Origin of the sequence: Halomonas fontilapidosi (assembly GCF_014192285.1) — a bacterium.
Lineage (GTDB): Bacteria > Pseudomonadota > Gammaproteobacteria > Pseudomonadales > Halomonadaceae > Halomonas > Halomonas fontilapidosi.
Map to the genome: position 1 here is coordinate 192,713 of NZ_JACHXQ010000003.1, position 15,522 is coordinate 208,234.

At 66.2% G+C, this 15,522-nt stretch carries 13 protein-coding genes; 8 read left to right on the top strand and 5 right to left on the bottom strand.

Features of this window, described 5'->3' with window-relative positions; all coding sequences use genetic code 11:
- The first annotated feature begins 1 nt into the window (after position 1).
- The 6 genes from FHR95_RS06980 to FHR95_RS07005 all read left to right on the top strand — a co-directional run bounded on the left by FHR95_RS06980 (position 2) and on the right by FHR95_RS07005 (position 6,992).
- Positions 2 to 2,683, top strand: coding sequence for a [protein-PII] uridylyltransferase (locus FHR95_RS06980; protein ID WP_183313874.1), 2,682 nt, complete (start codon positions 2 to 4; stop codon positions 2,681 to 2,683).
- Between the two features lie 158 nt (positions 2,684 to 2,841).
- Positions 2,842 to 4,041, top strand: coding sequence for a succinyldiaminopimelate transaminase (dapC, locus tag FHR95_RS06985; RefSeq protein ID WP_183313875.1), 1,200 nt, complete (start codon positions 2,842 to 2,844; stop codon positions 4,039 to 4,041).
- Positions 4,041 to 4,379, top strand: a complete 339-nt coding sequence (locus FHR95_RS06990) for a Spx/MgsR family RNA polymerase-binding regulatory protein (RefSeq protein WP_183313876.1) — start codon at positions 4,041 to 4,043, stop codon at positions 4,377 to 4,379. Before dapC ends, FHR95_RS06990 begins: the two co-directional genes overlap by 1 nt.
- A 34-nt stretch (positions 4,380 to 4,413) precedes the next feature.
- Complete coding sequence (dapD, locus tag FHR95_RS06995) at positions 4,414 to 5,439, top strand: 2,3,4,5-tetrahydropyridine-2,6-dicarboxylate N-succinyltransferase (RefSeq protein ID WP_040185014.1); 1,026 nt, start codon at positions 4,414 to 4,416, stop codon at positions 5,437 to 5,439.
- Positions 5,426 to 6,598, top strand: coding sequence for a succinyl-diaminopimelate desuccinylase (dapE, locus tag FHR95_RS07000; RefSeq protein WP_040185013.1), 1,173 nt, complete (start codon positions 5,426 to 5,428; stop codon positions 6,596 to 6,598). Before dapD ends, dapE begins: the two co-directional genes overlap by 14 nt.
- Positions 6,599 to 6,605: 7 nt before the next feature.
- Positions 6,606 to 6,992: a hypothetical protein gene (locus FHR95_RS07005; protein WP_040185056.1), complete on the top strand. Its 387-nt coding sequence runs from the start codon at positions 6,606 to 6,608 to the stop codon at positions 6,990 to 6,992.
- A 78-nt stretch (positions 6,993 to 7,070) separates the two neighbouring features.
- On the opposite strand, the gene FHR95_RS17290 is transcribed toward FHR95_RS07005, so the two are convergent.
- Complete coding sequence (locus FHR95_RS17290) at positions 7,071 to 7,535, bottom strand: cold-shock protein (protein WP_040185012.1); 465 nt, start codon at positions 7,533 to 7,535, stop codon at positions 7,071 to 7,073.
- Positions 7,536 to 7,630: 95 nt separating this feature from the next.
- On the opposite strand from FHR95_RS17290, the gene FHR95_RS07015 reads away from it, so the two are divergent.
- Positions 7,631 to 7,876: a SlyX family protein gene (locus FHR95_RS07015; RefSeq protein WP_040185053.1), complete on the top strand. Its 246-nt coding sequence runs from the start codon at positions 7,631 to 7,633 to the stop codon at positions 7,874 to 7,876.
- A gap of 229 nt (positions 7,877 to 8,105) precedes the next feature.
- Here the strand turns inward: FHR95_RS07015 and trxB are convergent, their stop codons facing one another.
- Together trxB and FHR95_RS07025 are read right to left on the bottom strand one after the other, a co-directional pair.
- Positions 8,106 to 9,056 (bottom strand): thioredoxin-disulfide reductase, encoded by a 951-nt coding sequence (gene trxB / locus FHR95_RS07020; RefSeq protein ID WP_183313877.1) that lies wholly within the window; start codon positions 9,054 to 9,056, stop codon positions 8,106 to 8,108.
- Between the two features lie 148 nt (positions 9,057 to 9,204).
- Complete coding sequence (locus FHR95_RS07025) at positions 9,205 to 9,414, bottom strand: zinc ribbon domain-containing protein (RefSeq protein WP_040185009.1); 210 nt, start codon at positions 9,412 to 9,414, stop codon at positions 9,205 to 9,207.
- A gap of 184 nt (positions 9,415 to 9,598) precedes the next feature.
- Between FHR95_RS07025 and acnA the strand changes: the two genes are divergently transcribed.
- Positions 9,599 to 12,346, top strand: a complete 2,748-nt coding sequence (acnA, locus tag FHR95_RS07030; protein WP_183313878.1) for an aconitate hydratase AcnA — start codon at positions 9,599 to 9,601, stop codon at positions 12,344 to 12,346.
- Positions 12,347 to 12,435: 89 nt separating this feature from the next.
- Here the strand turns inward: acnA and FHR95_RS07035 are convergent, their stop codons facing one another.
- Both FHR95_RS07035 and FHR95_RS07040 read right to left on the bottom strand, forming a co-directional pair.
- Positions 12,436 to 14,115, bottom strand: coding sequence for an NAD-dependent malic enzyme (locus FHR95_RS07035; RefSeq protein WP_040185004.1), 1,680 nt, complete (start codon positions 14,113 to 14,115; stop codon positions 12,436 to 12,438).
- A gap of 138 nt (positions 14,116 to 14,253) precedes the next feature.
- Positions 14,254 to 15,462 (bottom strand): YeeE/YedE family protein, encoded by a 1,209-nt coding sequence (locus FHR95_RS07040; protein ID WP_183313879.1) that lies wholly within the window; start codon positions 15,460 to 15,462, stop codon positions 14,254 to 14,256.
- Positions 15,463 to 15,522 lie beyond the last annotated feature (60 nt).

A 15,522-nucleotide genomic window follows, 5' to 3' on the forward strand; every position in this document is an offset into this window, starting at 1 on the left:
CATGCTCCTGCACCACTACCGCTTCGTCCCAGACGTCAGCCTCTTCGATGTCGAGGCGTTCCGCGCCGAGCTGACCGGCGAGCGCTCGCCGATCGCCCCCTTCAAGGCGGCACTGCGCGACATCCAGGCCCGCCTCGATGAGCGCTTCCGCGCCGGCGCCGACATTCGCGACCTGGTGCACGGCCGCGCCTGGTGCCTGGACCGCCTGCTGGCGGTCGCCTGGGAACAGCACGCCTGGCCCGACGGGGGAGTGGCCCTGCTCGCCGTGGGCGGCTACGGCCGCGGCGAGCTGCACCCTCACTCCGATATCGACCTGCTGCTGCTACTCGAGCACGATGACGATACGCCGTATCGCGAGCCACTGACGGCCTTCATCACCTTCCTGTGGGACATCGGCCTGGAGATCGGCCATAGCGTGCGCTCGCTGGCCGACTGCGAGCGCGAGGCCTGCGCCGACGTGACGGTGATCACCAACCTGCTTGAGACCCGCACCCTGGCCGGGCCGGAGGGCCTGCGCGAAGCCATGCAGGCACGCCTCTCCACCGACCGGCTATGGCCGGCGGATCGCTTCTTTGAGGCCAAGTGGCAGGAACAGATCAGCCGTCACTACCGCTATAACAACTCCGAATACCACCTCGAGCCCAATATCAAGAGCTCGCCCGGCGGGCTGCGCGATATCCAGATGATCGGCTGGGTCGCCAAGCGCCACTTCGGCACCCAGCGCTACGAAGACCTGGTCGCCGGCGGTTTCATGAACGATCCCGAGCTGCGCATCCTCAGCCAGGGCCAGGCCTTCCTGTGGCAGGTGCGCTACGCCCTGCACATGCTCACCGGCCGCGCCGAGGACCGCCTGCAGTTCGACCACCAACGCACCATTGCCGAGCTGTTTGGCTTTCGCGACACCCCGGAGCGACTGGCCGTCGAACAGTTCATGAAACGCTACTACCGCCACGTCACGGCGCTGGCCGGTCTCAACGACATGCTGCTTCAGCACTTCGACGAGGCGATCCTGCATGCCGGCGAGGCACTGACCACGACGCGCCTCAACGAGCGCTTCGAGATCAAGGGCGGCTACATCCAGGCCCGCTCGCGCCATGTCTTCCGCAAGCGCCCCTCGGCGCTGCTCGAGCTGTTCCTGCTGATGGCCGAGCATCCGGAGATCGAGGGGGTCCGCGCGGACACCATCCGCCTGATCCGCGACCATCGCCACCTGATCGACGACCTCTACCGCGACGACCTGCGCCATCAGAGCCTGTTCATGGCCCTGCTGCGCTCCGGCGGCAACGTGGCGCGCCAGCTGCGACGCATGAACCGCTACGGCGTGCTCGGCAAGTACCTGCCCGAATTCGGCCAGGCGGTCGGGCTGATGCAGCACGACCTCTTCCACATCTATACCGTGGACGCCCATACGCTGCGACTGCTCAAGTGCATCCACAACTTCCGCAAGCCGGAGGCGAAGGAAGAATTTCCGGTCGCCGCCAATCTCATCCACCAGCTGCCCAAGCTGGAGCTGCTATGGATCGCCGGCCTCTACCATGATATCGGCAAGGGACGCGGTGGCGACCATTCGATCCTCGGGGCGCGGGATGCCGAGGCCTTCTGCGAGCGTCACGGGCTCTCCGGCCGTGACACCCGCCTGGTCAGCTGGCTGGTGGAGCATCACCTGATAATGTCGATGGTCGCCCAGAAGCGCGACATCACCGATCCCGACGTGATCGGGGACTTCGCCCGCCTGGTCGGCGACGAGACACGGCTCGACTACCTCTACGTGCTGACGGTGGCCGACATCAACGCCACCAACCCGACCCTGTGGAACGGCTGGCGGGCCTCGCTGCTGCGCCAGCTGCATGGCGAGACCAAGCGTGCCCTGCGCCGCGGCCTCGAGAATCCCCTGGAGCGCGACGACTGGGTGCAGGAGACCCGCAGCGAGGCGCACTCCCTGCTGGCGTCAGTGGGCGCCGACATGGTCCGGGTCGACCGGCTCTGGGAGTCACTGGGTGAGGACTACTTCCTGCAATACGCGCCCAGCGAGATCGTCTGGCAGACCCAGGGGATCCTCGGCCATGGCAATAGCCAGCTGCCGCTGATCCTGATCAACGCGCCCACCGACGACATGGCTGAGGGCGGCACCAAGGTCTTCATTCATACCCGCTCGGTGGACGACCTGTTCGCCGCCACCGCCGCTGCCATGGACCAGCTGGGGCTGTCGATCCACGACGCGCGCATTGCCACCTCCAGCAACGACTGGACGCTGAACACCTTCATCGTGCTGGACGACCACGGCCAGGCGATCCGCGACCGTGAGCGCATCGAGGAGATCCGACGCCACCTGGTGGAGGAGCTCGATGACCCGGACGACTATCCGCAGATCGTCACCCGCCATACGCCGCGCCAGCTCAAGCACTTTCGGGTGCCTACCGAGGTCAGCATCGAGCAGGACCCGGCCAATGAGCGCACCCTCCTCGAGCTCGTCGCGCCCGACCGTCCCGGTCTGCTGGCCCGGGTGGGACGCATCTTCATGGAGCAGGATATCGCGCTGTCGGCGGCCAAGATCGCCACGCTGGGCGAGCGCGTCGAGGACGTCTTCTTCATTACCGACAAGACCGGCGCGCCGCTCACCGACCCGCAGCGCCAGCAGTGCCTGCGTGAGCGTCTCATCGAGGTCCTCGCCATCCCCGGCTGATGCCGCCCGCCGGGCATGCGGGCGGGAGGCGTTTGAGGCCGCCCCGGCGCTTCCCTATAATCAACGCCCTGTTCGCCCGCGCGCCGCTGTCGGCCCGCGAGCCACCACCGACAACGACGCCGGACGCTTGCTGCTGTCCCAGGCGCACCTGGACACCCATGAACCCCGACCTCGACGCCCTCAAGCCCTACCCCTTCGAGAAGCTCGCCGGCCTCAAGGCCGGCGTGACCCCACCCGAGGGATTGGCGCATATCCCGCTGACCATCGGTGAGCCGCAGCATGCGCCCTTTGCGGCCGCCCTCGAGGCGCTTACGGCGCACCGCCAGGGCTTCGCCCGCTACCCGGCTACCGCCGGAACCAGCGAACTGCGCCAGGCCATCGCCAACTGGGCGTCACGTCGCTTCGGGCTGGCCAGCCTGGACGCCGACCACCAGGTGCTGCCGGTGAATGGTACCCGCGAGGCGATCTTCGCCTTCGTCCAGGCCGCGCTGGATCGCACCCGCCCGGCCGGGGTGGCGATGCCCAACCCCTTCTATCAAATCTATGAGGGTGCCGCCCTGCTCGCCGGCGGACAGCCGATCTACCTCGACGCCACGGCCGAGAACGCCTTCCTGCCGGACCTGGACAAGGTCCCCGCCGCGACCTGGCGCGACGTCCAACTGGTGTTCCTCTGCTCGCCGGGCAACCCCAGCGGGGCGGTGACGCCGCTGGCCGAATTCGAGAAGCTGATCGCACTGGCGGACGAGTTTGATTTCATCATTGCCTCGGACGAGTGCTACTCGGAGCTCTATCTGGACGAGGACGCCCCGCCGCCAGGGTTGCTCGAGGCCTGCGCGCATCTTGGCCGCCATGACTACCGGCGCTGCCTGGTGTTCCACTCGCTCTCCAAGCGCTCCAATCTGCCCGGGCTGCGCTCGGGTTTCGTTGCCGGCGACGCCGAGCTGACCGCTCCCTTCAAGCGCTACCGCACCTACCACGGCTGCGCCATGGCACTGCCCGTCCAGCAGGCATCGATCACCGCCTGGAACGACGAGGCACACGTGCGTGCCAACCGCGATGCCTATCGCGAGACCTTCGCCGCAGTGACCGAGGTCCTCGCGCCGGTAATGGACTTCCCCACCCCCGAGGCGAGCTTCTACCTGTGGCCAGCCGTCCCCGATGGAGATGACGAGGCCTTCACCCGTGCGCTCTTCGCCGAGACACACGTCAGCGTGCTGCCCGGCAGCTACATGGGCCGGGTCGGTAGCAGCGGCACCAATCCCGGTAGCGGCCGGCTGCGCCTGGCACTGGTCGCCGAGGTCGACGCCACCCTGGAGGCCGCCTGGCGTGTCCGCCGTTTCATCGAAAGGAGGGCCTGATGCTGACGCTCTACGTGATCAAGAACTGCGACACCTGCCGAAAGGCGCGCAAGGCGCTGGACGATCGGGGCCTGCCCTACCAGACCCACGATCTGCGCGAGGACGGCCTGTCGGCGCCGTTACTGGAACACATTCTGCACCGTGTGCCGATCATGGAGGTGCTCAACAAGCGCAGCACCACCTGGCGGCAACTCGATGACGGGGAAAAGGCCAACATCGACGCCAACAGCGCACGCGATCTGATGCTGGCCCACCCCACCCTGCTCAAGCGCCCACTGCTCGATACCGGCGACGCGATCCTCGTCGGTTACCGCGACGGCGACTACGACAAACTCTAGTGACCCTTTCCTACACTTCCAGAGGACACCCCCCATGCTGAGCTTTGCACTCGGAATCGGCACCCAGAATACCCAGGGCGACTGGCTGGAGATCTACTATCCGGTGCCGCTGCTCGACCCTGATGCCGGCCTGGTGGCCGCCGCCGCCAAGGTGCTCGACGCCCCCGACGGCAATGCCGCAATCAGCTTCCTGCCCGAGCAGTGCAGCGAACTGGCGGGCGCATTGAGGGCCGCCGGTCACGAGGAGCAGGCCGAACTGGCCGAGGCCCTAGCCGCGAGCCGGCGCCCGCTGGTAGCGATGTTCCTGGACGTGGATACCCCACCCCAGAGCGCTCCGGAGGTGTACCTGAAGCTGCACCTGCTCTCGCATCGCCTGGTGAAGCCCCACGGTCTGGACCTCACCGGCATGTTCGGCCTGCTGCGCAACATCGCCTGGTCGAGCGAAGGCGCCATCGACATCGAGGAGCTGCCGGCCCGCCGTCTCAAGGCGCGCCTGGAAGGGCGAGCGCTCTCCGTGGACTGCGTCGACAAGTTTCCCAAGATGACCGACTACGTGGTGCCCGCCGGCGTGCGCATCGGCGATACCGCCAGGGTTCGCCTGGGCGCCTACCTCGGTGAAGGCACCACGGTGATGCACGAGGGCTTCGTCAACTTCAACGCCGGCACCGAGGGGCCGGGCATGATCGAGGGCCGCATCTCCGCCGGCGTGATGGTCGGCAAGGGCTCGGACCTGGGCGGCGGCTGCTCCACGATGGGCACCCTTTCGGGCGGCGGCAACATCGTCATCAAGGTGGGCGAGGGCTGCCTGATCGGCGCCAATGCCGGTATCGGCATCCCGCTGGGCGACCGCTGCACCGTGGAGGCCGGCCTCTATCTCACGGCCGGCGCCAAGGTGACTCTGCTCGACGACCATGGCCAGGAGGTCAAGGCCGTGGCCGCCCGCGAGTTGGCCGGCCAGGACGACCTGTTGCTGCGGCGCAACTCGCAGAACGGGCGCATCGAGTGCCTCACCAACAAGAGCGCCGTGGCGCTGAACGAGGCGCTGCATGCCAACAATTGAGGCGCCCGCCCTCTCCTCGACCCTAGCACTGGCCTTCGAGCTCATCCGCCGCCCCTCGGTGACGCCGGATGACCTGGGCTGTCAGGACCTGATGATCGAGCGCCTCGAGGCGCTCGGCTTCCGGATCGAGCGCTTACCCTTCGGCGATGTCGAGAATGTCTGGGCCACCCGCGGCCATCATGGGCCACTGCTGGCCTTCGCCGGCCATACCGACGTCGTGCCGAGCGGCCCCCAACCCCGCTGGGATTTCCCACCCTTCGAGCCATGCATCGATGAGGCCGGCATGCTGCGAGGGAGAGGCGCCGCCGACATGAAGGGCAGCCTGGCGGCGATGGTCACCGCCGTGGAGCGCTTCGTGGCCGCTCACCCGGACCACCACGGACGCATCGGCTTTCTGATCACCTCCGACGAGGAGGGGCCGGCGGTGGACGGCACCCGCGCCGTGGTCGAACACCTGCGCGAGGCCCACGAGCGGCTCGACTACTGCATCGTCGGCGAGCCCTCCTCCACCGACCGCCTCGGCGACGTGATCAAGAACGGCCGGCGCGGCTCGCTGGGCGGCGTGCTGCATGTGCGGGGCATCCAGGGCCACGTGGCCTATCCGCACCTGGCACGCAACCCTATCCACCAGGCGATGCCGGCACTGGATGCCCTGGCGCGGGAGCACTGGGACGCCGGCAACGCCTTCTTCCCTGCCACCAGCTTCCAGATCTCCAACATCCGCTCGGGGACCGGCGCCACCAACGTCATCCCCGGCGATGTCGAGGTGGTGTTCAACTTCCGCTTCTCCACCGAAGTGACTCACGACCAGCTCCAGACCCGCACCGAGGCGCTGCTGGATGCCCATGGCCTCGACTACCATCTGGACTGGACGCTCAACGGCGAGCCTTTCCTTACCGCCGAGGGCGAACTGGTGGAAGCCGCCATTGATGGCGTGGAGGCCGTGACCGGGCAGCGTCCCGAACTCTCCACCTCCGGCGGCACCTCGGATGGCCGCTTCATCGCCACCCTGGGCAGCCAGGTGGTCGAACTCGGCCCCTGCAACGCGACCATCCACCAGGTCAACGAACGGGTGCTGGCCGCGGACCTCGATGAATTGAGCCGGGTCTACGAGGCCATCCTCGCCAGGCTCTTCGTCAACGGCACGGCACGGACCTGAGATGCCCATGCAATCCTATCCCGATATCGAGATCTATCTGGCCCACTGCGACATCGCGCGTCTGGACGCCTGGCTCGGGCAAGCCATCGATGCCGAGCCACTCTCGCCCGCGGGCAAGCGCCAGTGGCGCACCCTCGGATGGCGAGACGGGTCGGAAGTGCCGGTACTGATCGTGGAGAAGGCCGCCGACGGCTTCGCCAGCCTGTGGCTCGACAGTCCCGAGACGCCCTGGGCGAGCGATGCGGCGTGTGCCCGAGACGCTGCCGCCCGGCTGGACTGCGAGGTTCGCTGTTCGCTGGGCGGCTGGCAGCCCGGCGACGACCCGGACCGCTTCCTGCAGGTGCTGCCCGATGGCAGCGAACAGCCGATCGACTGGCCCGACTCCGGCCAGTAGTCCAAAACGACATCGCCCCGCTCGAGGCGGGGCGATGTCGTTGGCAGGGGGAAACACGCCGAGCGCAGGCGCTTCGATTTAGGTAATCACCGTGACGTCGTCGGCCTGCAGCCCGCGCTCGTTCTGGATGACGTGATAGCGAACCTTCTGGCCCTCGGCCAGGGTACGGTGCCCGCGCCCGCGAATGGCGCGAAAGTGCACGAAGACATCCTCGCCGTCGTCACGGGTGATGAAGCCGTACCCCTTGTTGACGTTGAACCACTTGACCTCACCGATCTCGCGATCGTCGTCCTCGACCTCGGCCAGGTTGACCAGCTGTGGCGTGAGGGCGTTGACCGCCAGGGTGGCGACCAGCAGCATCAGGAAGACCGCAGCCGCGGCGGCGAAATAGACCACCGCCAGACCGCCGACCTGAAGGCTGGCAAACAGCTCACGGGACAGCTCGCCGCCGGTGAGATGAACGAACAGGGCAATCAGCAGAGGGGCCGGTGCGGCCAGCAGCAGGCTGATGAGACTGCAACGAAACACGACCTTTCGATTCATGGACCTGTGAAACTCTCTTATCGGGGTGAAAGGAAGGGAGAAACCATCATGAAGGTGCCACGATGAACGGCGACACCCAGCCAGAGAATACTACCATGAGCACCGATGCGACGCCTGCCGAGCTGGCGAGGCGCCTCGAGGCCCTGGAGAGCCGTATCGCCTACCAGGAGCACTGGCTCGACACGCTGGATGAGGCCGTGGCCGGCCAGGAGCAGCGGCTGTCACGTCTCGAGCGGCTCAACGCGCTGATGCAGGAGAAGATTCGTGACCAGCAGCGAGCGCTGCAGGAAAACGACACGGCGACACCTGGCCCCGCGGACGAGGTGCCGCCGCATTACTAGCCGCTTCGCGGCAGCTGAAAGCTGAAAGCTGAAAGCTGAAAGCTGAAAGCTGAAAGCTGAAAGCTGAAAGCTGAAAGCTGAAAGCTGAAGCTGAAGCTGAAGCTGAAGCTGAATCGCAGCCTAAATGAAACCGCCTCCGGGGCAAGCCCTCGGAGGCGGTTTTTCTTGCAGCTTCAAGCTTCCAGGCGCGAAGCGCCGCTCTTCAAGCTTTTGTCCGGGTGAAGCCCGGTCAAAGCTCGTCCAGATAGCGTTCGGCGTCCAGCGCGGCCATGCAGCCGGTGCCGGCGGAGGTCACGGCCTGACGGTAGACGTGATCCATCACGTCACCGGCGGCAAACACGCCCGGCACGCTGGTCGCGGTGGCATTGCCAGCGAGGCCCGACTGAACCTTGATATAGCCGCCGGCCATCTCCAGCTGGCCCTCGAAGATCCCGGTATTGGGGCTGTGGCCGATGGCGATAAATAACCCGGGGGCGTCAATCTCCTTGGTGCTACCGTCCACGGTGGACTTGAGGCGCACCCCGGTCACGCCGCTGTTGTCGCCCAGCACCTCATCCAGGGTCTGGTTCCACTCCAGCGCCACATTGCCGTTCTCGGCCTTCTCGAACAGCTTGTCCTGAAGGATCTTCTCGGCGCGCAGGCTATCCCGGCGGTGCACCAGGGTCACCTTGGAGGCGATGTTGGAGAGGTAGAGCGCCTCCTCCACGGCGGTATTGCCGCCGCCCACCACCACGACCTCCTGCTTGCGATAGAAGAAGCCATCGCAAGTCGCACAGGCCGAAACCCCCTGCCCCATGAACTTCTGCTCCGACTCGAGACCGAGATAGCGAGCGCTGGCACCGGTGGCGATAATCAGGGCATCACAGGTGTAGGTGCCGTTGTCGCCCTTCAACGTGAAGGGGCGATCGCGCAATTCCACCTCACTCACATGATCAAACAGCACTTCGGTGTCGAACCGTTCGGCGTGGCGCTTCATGCGCTCCATCAGTTCAGGGCCCTGGACACCGTCCTCATCCCCCGGCCAGTTATCCACGTCGGTGGTGGTGGTCAGCTGTCCGCCGGCCTGTATACCGGTGATCAGCAGGGGTTTCAGATTGGCGCGGGCGGCATAGACGGCCGCCGTGTAGCCGGCAGGGCCTGAGCCCAGGATAATCAGGCGTTCGTGACGCGCGTCGCTCATGACATGACCTCGTGGAGTCGATAGTGGCGCAGTGGACTGGGCAATGCCGACACGCGCCGGCATGGCGCAGCCCGCGGCGAGAAACCTGGGGGCGAGAGACCCTCGGGTCGGGCGAGTCTCGGTGAGGTGTTACGCGACCCGTGCCTCACTAGAGCACATCGTCGTCGCGCCCCAACTCCAGGGACGCCAGCTCACCCGTCGTCGGCGACACCTCGATGCGCAGTTGAATCGGCGCGCAGCACTGCGGGCAATCCTCCCAGGTGACGTGACTGCCCTGGGAGAGGTCGAGCAGCAGCTCGAAGGGAGTATCGCAGTAGGGGCAGTGCACGGTCCGCGACTCAAGCTGTTCTTCGTGCATCGGGCCAACCTGTACCGTCGTGCCGTATTGCAGCAATATGGGGGGAGGAGGATGGCATTTCAAGAGTGCCCGGAACGGCACGACCCGGGCGGCGCTTGAAAAGGCCAACTATCATGACCATGTCATCATCATGGTACCAGGATGGGTGCCTCACTCCCCGCGACGCGACAGGAGGACAGACAGCATGAGCAACGAGTCCACACCGGATACGCTGGAGACGTTGGACGCCGGCGGCGCCACCTTTCACTATCACAGCCTGGCAAAAGCCGCCGACGCGCTGGGCAACATCGATCGCCTGCCCAAGACCTTGAAAATCCTGCTGGAAAACCAGCTGCGCTTCGCCGATGACGAGAGCGTCTCCCGCGAGGACATGCAGGCGCTGGTCGACTGGCAGCAGCAGGGCCACTCGGACCGTGAGATCGGCTATCGCCCGGCGCGGGTACTGATGCAGGACTTCACCGGGGTGCCCGGGGTCGTCGACCTGGCCTCCATGCGCGCCGCGGTGGAGTCCCTCGGCGAAGATCCCGCCCGCATCAACCCGCTGTCGCCGGTCGACCTGGTCATCGACCACTCGGTGATGGTCGACAAGTTCGGCAACCCTTCCGCGTTCAAGGACAACGTGGCGATCGAGATGGAGCGTAACCACGAGCGCTACGAGTTCCTACGCTGGGGCCAGCAGGCATTCGACAACTTCCGCGTCGTCCCCCCCGGCACCGGCATCTGCCACCAGGTCAACCTCGAGTACTTAGGCAAGACCGTCTGGACCAAGGAGGTAGACGGCAAGACCCTGGCCTACCCGGACACCCTGGTGGGTACCGACTCCCACACCACCATGATCAACGGCCTGGGCGTGCTCGGCTGGGGCGTGGGCGGCATCGAGGCCGAGGCCGCCATGCTGGGCCAGCCGGTCTCCATGCTGATTCCCGAGGTGGTGGGCTTCAAGCTCACCGGCAAGCTGCGCGAGGGCATCACCGCGACCGACCTGGTGCTGACGGTCACCGAGATGCTGCGCAAGAAAGGCGTGGTGGGCAAGTTCGTCGAGTTCTATGGCGACGGCCTCAAGGACCTGCCGCTGGCTGACCGCGCCACCATCGCCAACATGTCGCCGGAGTTCGGCGCTACCTGTGCCTTCTTCTCGGTGGACGACGAGACGCTGCGCTACATGCGCTTGACCGGCCGCGATGACGAGCAGGTGGCCCTGGTCGAGGCCTACTGCAAGGCCCAGGGTCTGTGGCGGGAACCCGGCGATGAGCCGATCTTCAGTGACACCCTGGCGCTGGACATGACCGAGGTCGAGGCCAGCCTGGCCGGCCCCAAGCGGCCCCAGGATCGCGTCGCGCTGCAGGACATGCCCCAGGCCTTCGCCAAGGTGATGGATGACGACAACAAGACCGCCACGCCCACCGAGGACAAGGGACGGCTGTTCTCCGAGGGCGGCCAGACCGCGGTGGGTGTCGAGAAGAGCTACGAGCACCATGACAGTCAGGAAGTCAGCCTGGACGGCGAATCCTTCCGGCTCGATCCCGGTGCCGTGGTCATCGCCGCCATCACCTCCTGCACCAACACCTCCAATCCCAGCGTGATGATGGCCGCCGGCCTGCTCGCGCGAAAAGCCCGCGAGAAGGGACTGTCCACCAAGCCCTGGGTGAAGACATCCCTGGCACCGGGCTCCAAGGTGGTCACCGACTATCTGGCCGCCGGTGGCGTACAGGACGACCTGAACGCTCTGGGCTTCAACTTGGTGGGCTATGGCTGCACGACCTGTATCGGCAACTCGGGGCCGCTCCCTGAGCCCATTGAGCAGGCCATCAGCGACGGTGACCTGACGGTGGCCTCGGTACTCTCGGGCAACCGCAACTTCGAGGGCCGCATCCATCCGCTGGTCAAGACCAACTGGCTGGCCTCGCCCCCCCTGGTCGTGGCCTATGCCCTGGCCGGCAACGTCCAGCTCGACCTCGCCCGCGACCCCCTGGGCACGGACGACCAGGGCAATCCGGTCACCCTCAAGGACATCTGGCCCAGCCAGGCAGAGATCGCCGAGGCCGTGGAGCAAGTCAACACCGAGATGTTCCGCAAGGAGTATGCCGAGGTATTCGACGGCGACGAGACCTGGAAATCCATCAAGGTCCCCGAGAGCAAGGTCTATCAGTGGTCTGAGGACTCCACCTACATTCAACATCCTCCGTTCTTCGAGGGCATGGGGCGCACGCCTCCCGCCATCGAGGACGTCAAGGACGCCCGGGTACTGGCCATGCTCGGTGACTCCGTGACCACCGACCATATCTCGCCGGCCGGCGCCATCAAGCCCGACAGCCCTGCCGGGCGCTACCTGCAGGAGCGTGGCGTGAAGCCAGTGGACTTCAACTCCTACGGCTCGCGGCGCGGCAATCACGAGGTGATGATGCGCGGCACCTTCGCCAACGTGCGCATCAAGAATGAGATGCTCGACGGCGTCGTCGGCGGCGAAACGCGCCACGTGCCTTCCGGCGAGCAGATGGCGATCTACGATGCCGCCATGCGGTACCAGCAGGAAGACACGCCGCTAGTGGTCGTCGCCGGCAAGGAGTACGGCACCGGCTCTTCGCGTGACTGGGCGGCCAAGGGCACCCGCCTGCTCGGCGTACGGGCCGTGCTGGCCGAGTCCTACGAGCGCATCCACCGCTCCAACCTGATCGGCATGGGCGTGGTTCCGCTGCAGTTCCCCGAGGGCGAGAGCCGCAAGACGCTGGGGATGACCGGTGACGAGCAGGTCTCCATCGAAGGACTTGCCGATCTCACCCCGGGTGGCAAGGTCAAGGTGACCATCAAGAGCGACAAGGGCGAGCAGAACCTCGAGGCGCTGTGCCGCATCGATACCGGCAACGAGCTGGAGTACTACCGCCATGGCGGCATCCTCCACTACGTGCTGCGCAAGATGATCGGGTCGGCCTGACAGGGCGGCCTGACCCCACGCCTTCCCAGCAGCGAAAGGCCCCACCGGGTAACCGGCGGGGCCATTTTTTGGGATGAATCAGTGCCCTATCAGAAGGAGCGGCGGCGATAGCGCCTGTACGCCGGCGTCCAGCTGTTGCGCTTGATGGCCTCGCGCAGCTTGATGCCGTTGGTCTTCAGCGCCACGCCCTCGCCCTGAGCCTGGGCGGCCACGTCGAAGGCGATCGCCGTGGAGAGCTCGCGGATGTGCGAGAGCGGCGGCAGCAGCGCTCCTTCACCATGCTTGACGATTGGCGCTTCGCGCGCGAGCGCTCGCGACGAGGCCATCAACATGGCATCGGTGACCCGCTTGGCTCCGGCGGCTACCACCCCCAGACCGATTCCCGGGAAGATGTAGGCGTTGTTGCACTGGGCGATAGGGATACGCCGGCCACCGTACTCCACCGGCGGGAAAGGGCTGCCGGTGGCCACCAGGGCCTGGCCATCGGTCCAGCGGATCACGTCCTCGGGCACGGCCTCGGCCCGCGAGGTGGGGTTGGAGAGCGGCATGATCAGCGGCATCTCGCAGCCAGCATGCATGGCGCGCACCACCTCCTCGGTGAAAATGCCTGGCATACCGCAGACGCCGATCAGCACCGTGGGCGAGATTCGGCGTACCACCTCGAGCAGCGACTGACCGTCCCAGTCGACCACCGTTCCAGGGTCATGGGCCAGGCGGCCCTGAAAGCCGCGAAGCCATGCCTGCTCGGAGGTGACCAGCCCTTCGCGATCGACCATGTAGATGCGCGAGCGCGCCTCCGCCTCGGTCAGGCCCTCGGCCTGCATCGCCACCACCACCTGCTCGGCAATACCACAGCCGGCGGAGCCCGCCCCGACGAAGACTACCCGCTGCTGGGCGATACCCTCCTGGCGAGCCTGGCAGGCCGCCATCAGGGTACCGACCACCACCGAGGCCGTCCCCTGGACATCATCGTTGAAGCAGCACAGCTCGTCGCGATAGCGGTCGAGCAGCGGCAGGGCATTCGCCTGAGCAAAATCCTCGAACTGCAGCAGCACCCCCGGCCAGCGGCGCTTCACCGCGGCAATGAACTCCGCCATGAAGGCGTCGTACTCTTCCTGGGAAACGCGACGATGTCGCCAGCCCATGTACATCGGGTCGTCGAGCAGTGCCTGGTTATTGGTCCCCATGTCGAGCATGATCGGCTGGGTATAGGCCGGGCTGATGCCGCCGCAGGCGGTATAGAGTGCCAGCTTGCCGATGGGAATCCCCATGCCGCCGATGCCCTGATCGCCAAGCCCCAGGATGCGTTCGCCGTCGGTGACCACGATCACCTTGACCTTGTCCTTGGTGGAACTGTGCAGGATGTCATCCATGTGCTCACGGTCCGGATAGGCGATGAACAATCCCCGGTGATTGCGATAGATGTTCGAGAATTCCTCACAGGCCTTGCCGACCGTCGGGGTGTAGATGATCGGCAGCATCTCCTCGAGGTGCTCGGCGACCAGGCGGTAGTAGAGGGTCTCGTTGTCGTCCTGAATGGCGCGCAAGTAGATGTGCTTGTCCAGATCGTTCTGGCACTGCCGGTACTGGCGATAGGCCCGCTCCGCCTGCTCCTCGATCGTCTCCACATTCTGCGGCAGCAGGCCGATCAGGTTGAACTCCAGGCGCTCCTCGCGAGTGAAGGCACTGCCCTTGTTGAGCAGCGGCATCTCGAGCAGCGGCGGGCCGGCGTAGGGGATATAGAGGGGACGCTTCTTATCGTCGGTCATTTCTCGCCTCGATACGGTAACTGGAACGGGCCGTGGCGCTCTATCGGCACCTTGATGCCAACTCTAGCACGCCCTCAACAACGACGCCCCGGCCAGAAGCCAGGGCGTGAAGGTGCGCAGGTGCGGGCAATGGGTGATTCACGCGCCCTTTGCGGCGGGCAGCCGGCGGGCATCGCCGGTGAAGAAAAAGGGCCGCAGCCTTACCCCGAGCATGTTGCCCGCGAAAGCCGCTACCAGCCACACCCAGCCATGCAGGCTGCCGGAGGCGATCCCGCTGAAGTAGGCACCGATGTTGCAGCCAAAGGCCAGGCGTGCCCCATAGCCGAGCAACAAGCCACCGATCACCGCGGCCAAGACCGACCTGGCGGGGATGCGAAAGTTGGGCGCAAACTTGCCGGCCAGCGCGGCAGCCACCAGCGCCCCGAGCAGGATGCCGATGTTCATTACGCTGGTGATGTCACGCCAGATGGTGGCCTCCAGGGCCGCCGCATTCCACGATGACTGCCAGTAGCCCCACTGGCTGACGTCGCCGCCCAGTGCCTCGAACCCCTTGGCCCCCCAGAGGGCGAAGGCAGAGGTGATGCCCCAGGGACGGCCGGCCAGCGCCAGGGTGGCAAAGTTGAGCAGCGCCAGGGCCACGGCGCCGGCCAGCAGCGGCCAGGGGCCGGTGAGCCAGCGACGGTTGCCGGCATTGACCGTCGGGGCCCGCTCGAGCGCGCCATGGCGACGCCGCTCCATCAGCACGGTGAAGGCGGCAATGGCCGCAAACAGCACCAGGCTGATGGCAATGCCGCCCCCCGTGCCGGCGGTCTTGACCAGCGACACAGGCTGGAAAGCGGGCAGGCTCTGCCACCAGGTGAAGTGAGCCGTTCCGATCACCGAGCCCACCACGAAGAACAGCAGGGTGATCAGCATGCGGGCGTTACCGCCGCCGGCGGTGAAGAGCGTCCCCGAGGCACAGCCGCCACCGAGCTGCATGCCCAGGCCGAACAGGAAGGCGCCAACCACCACCGAGAGACCGATGGGCGCCACGAAGCCGTAAACCGACTGACCGAAGAGACTGCCCGCGCCCAGCGCTGGAAAGAACAGCAGGACGGCGATGGCCAGCATCACCATCTGGGCGCGCAGCCCACGCCCCCGCCGTTCGGTGATGAACACCCGCCAGGCGGCGGTGAAGCCGAAGGCGGCATGGTAGAGCACCATGCCCAGCAGCCCGCCTACCACCATCAGCACACCCAGGCGAGCGCCGAAAGCGATGCCCACGGCCAGGGCACCCAGCAGCAGGGCGCCGCCCGCCATGGCGGAGACGGGAAGTCGAGGGCGTTGGGTCAGGGCGAGTTCACGCATGGCCTACTCTCTTGAAGTGATCAAGGGCAGCTAGCCCGGGACTCGCCATGCTAAGGGGTC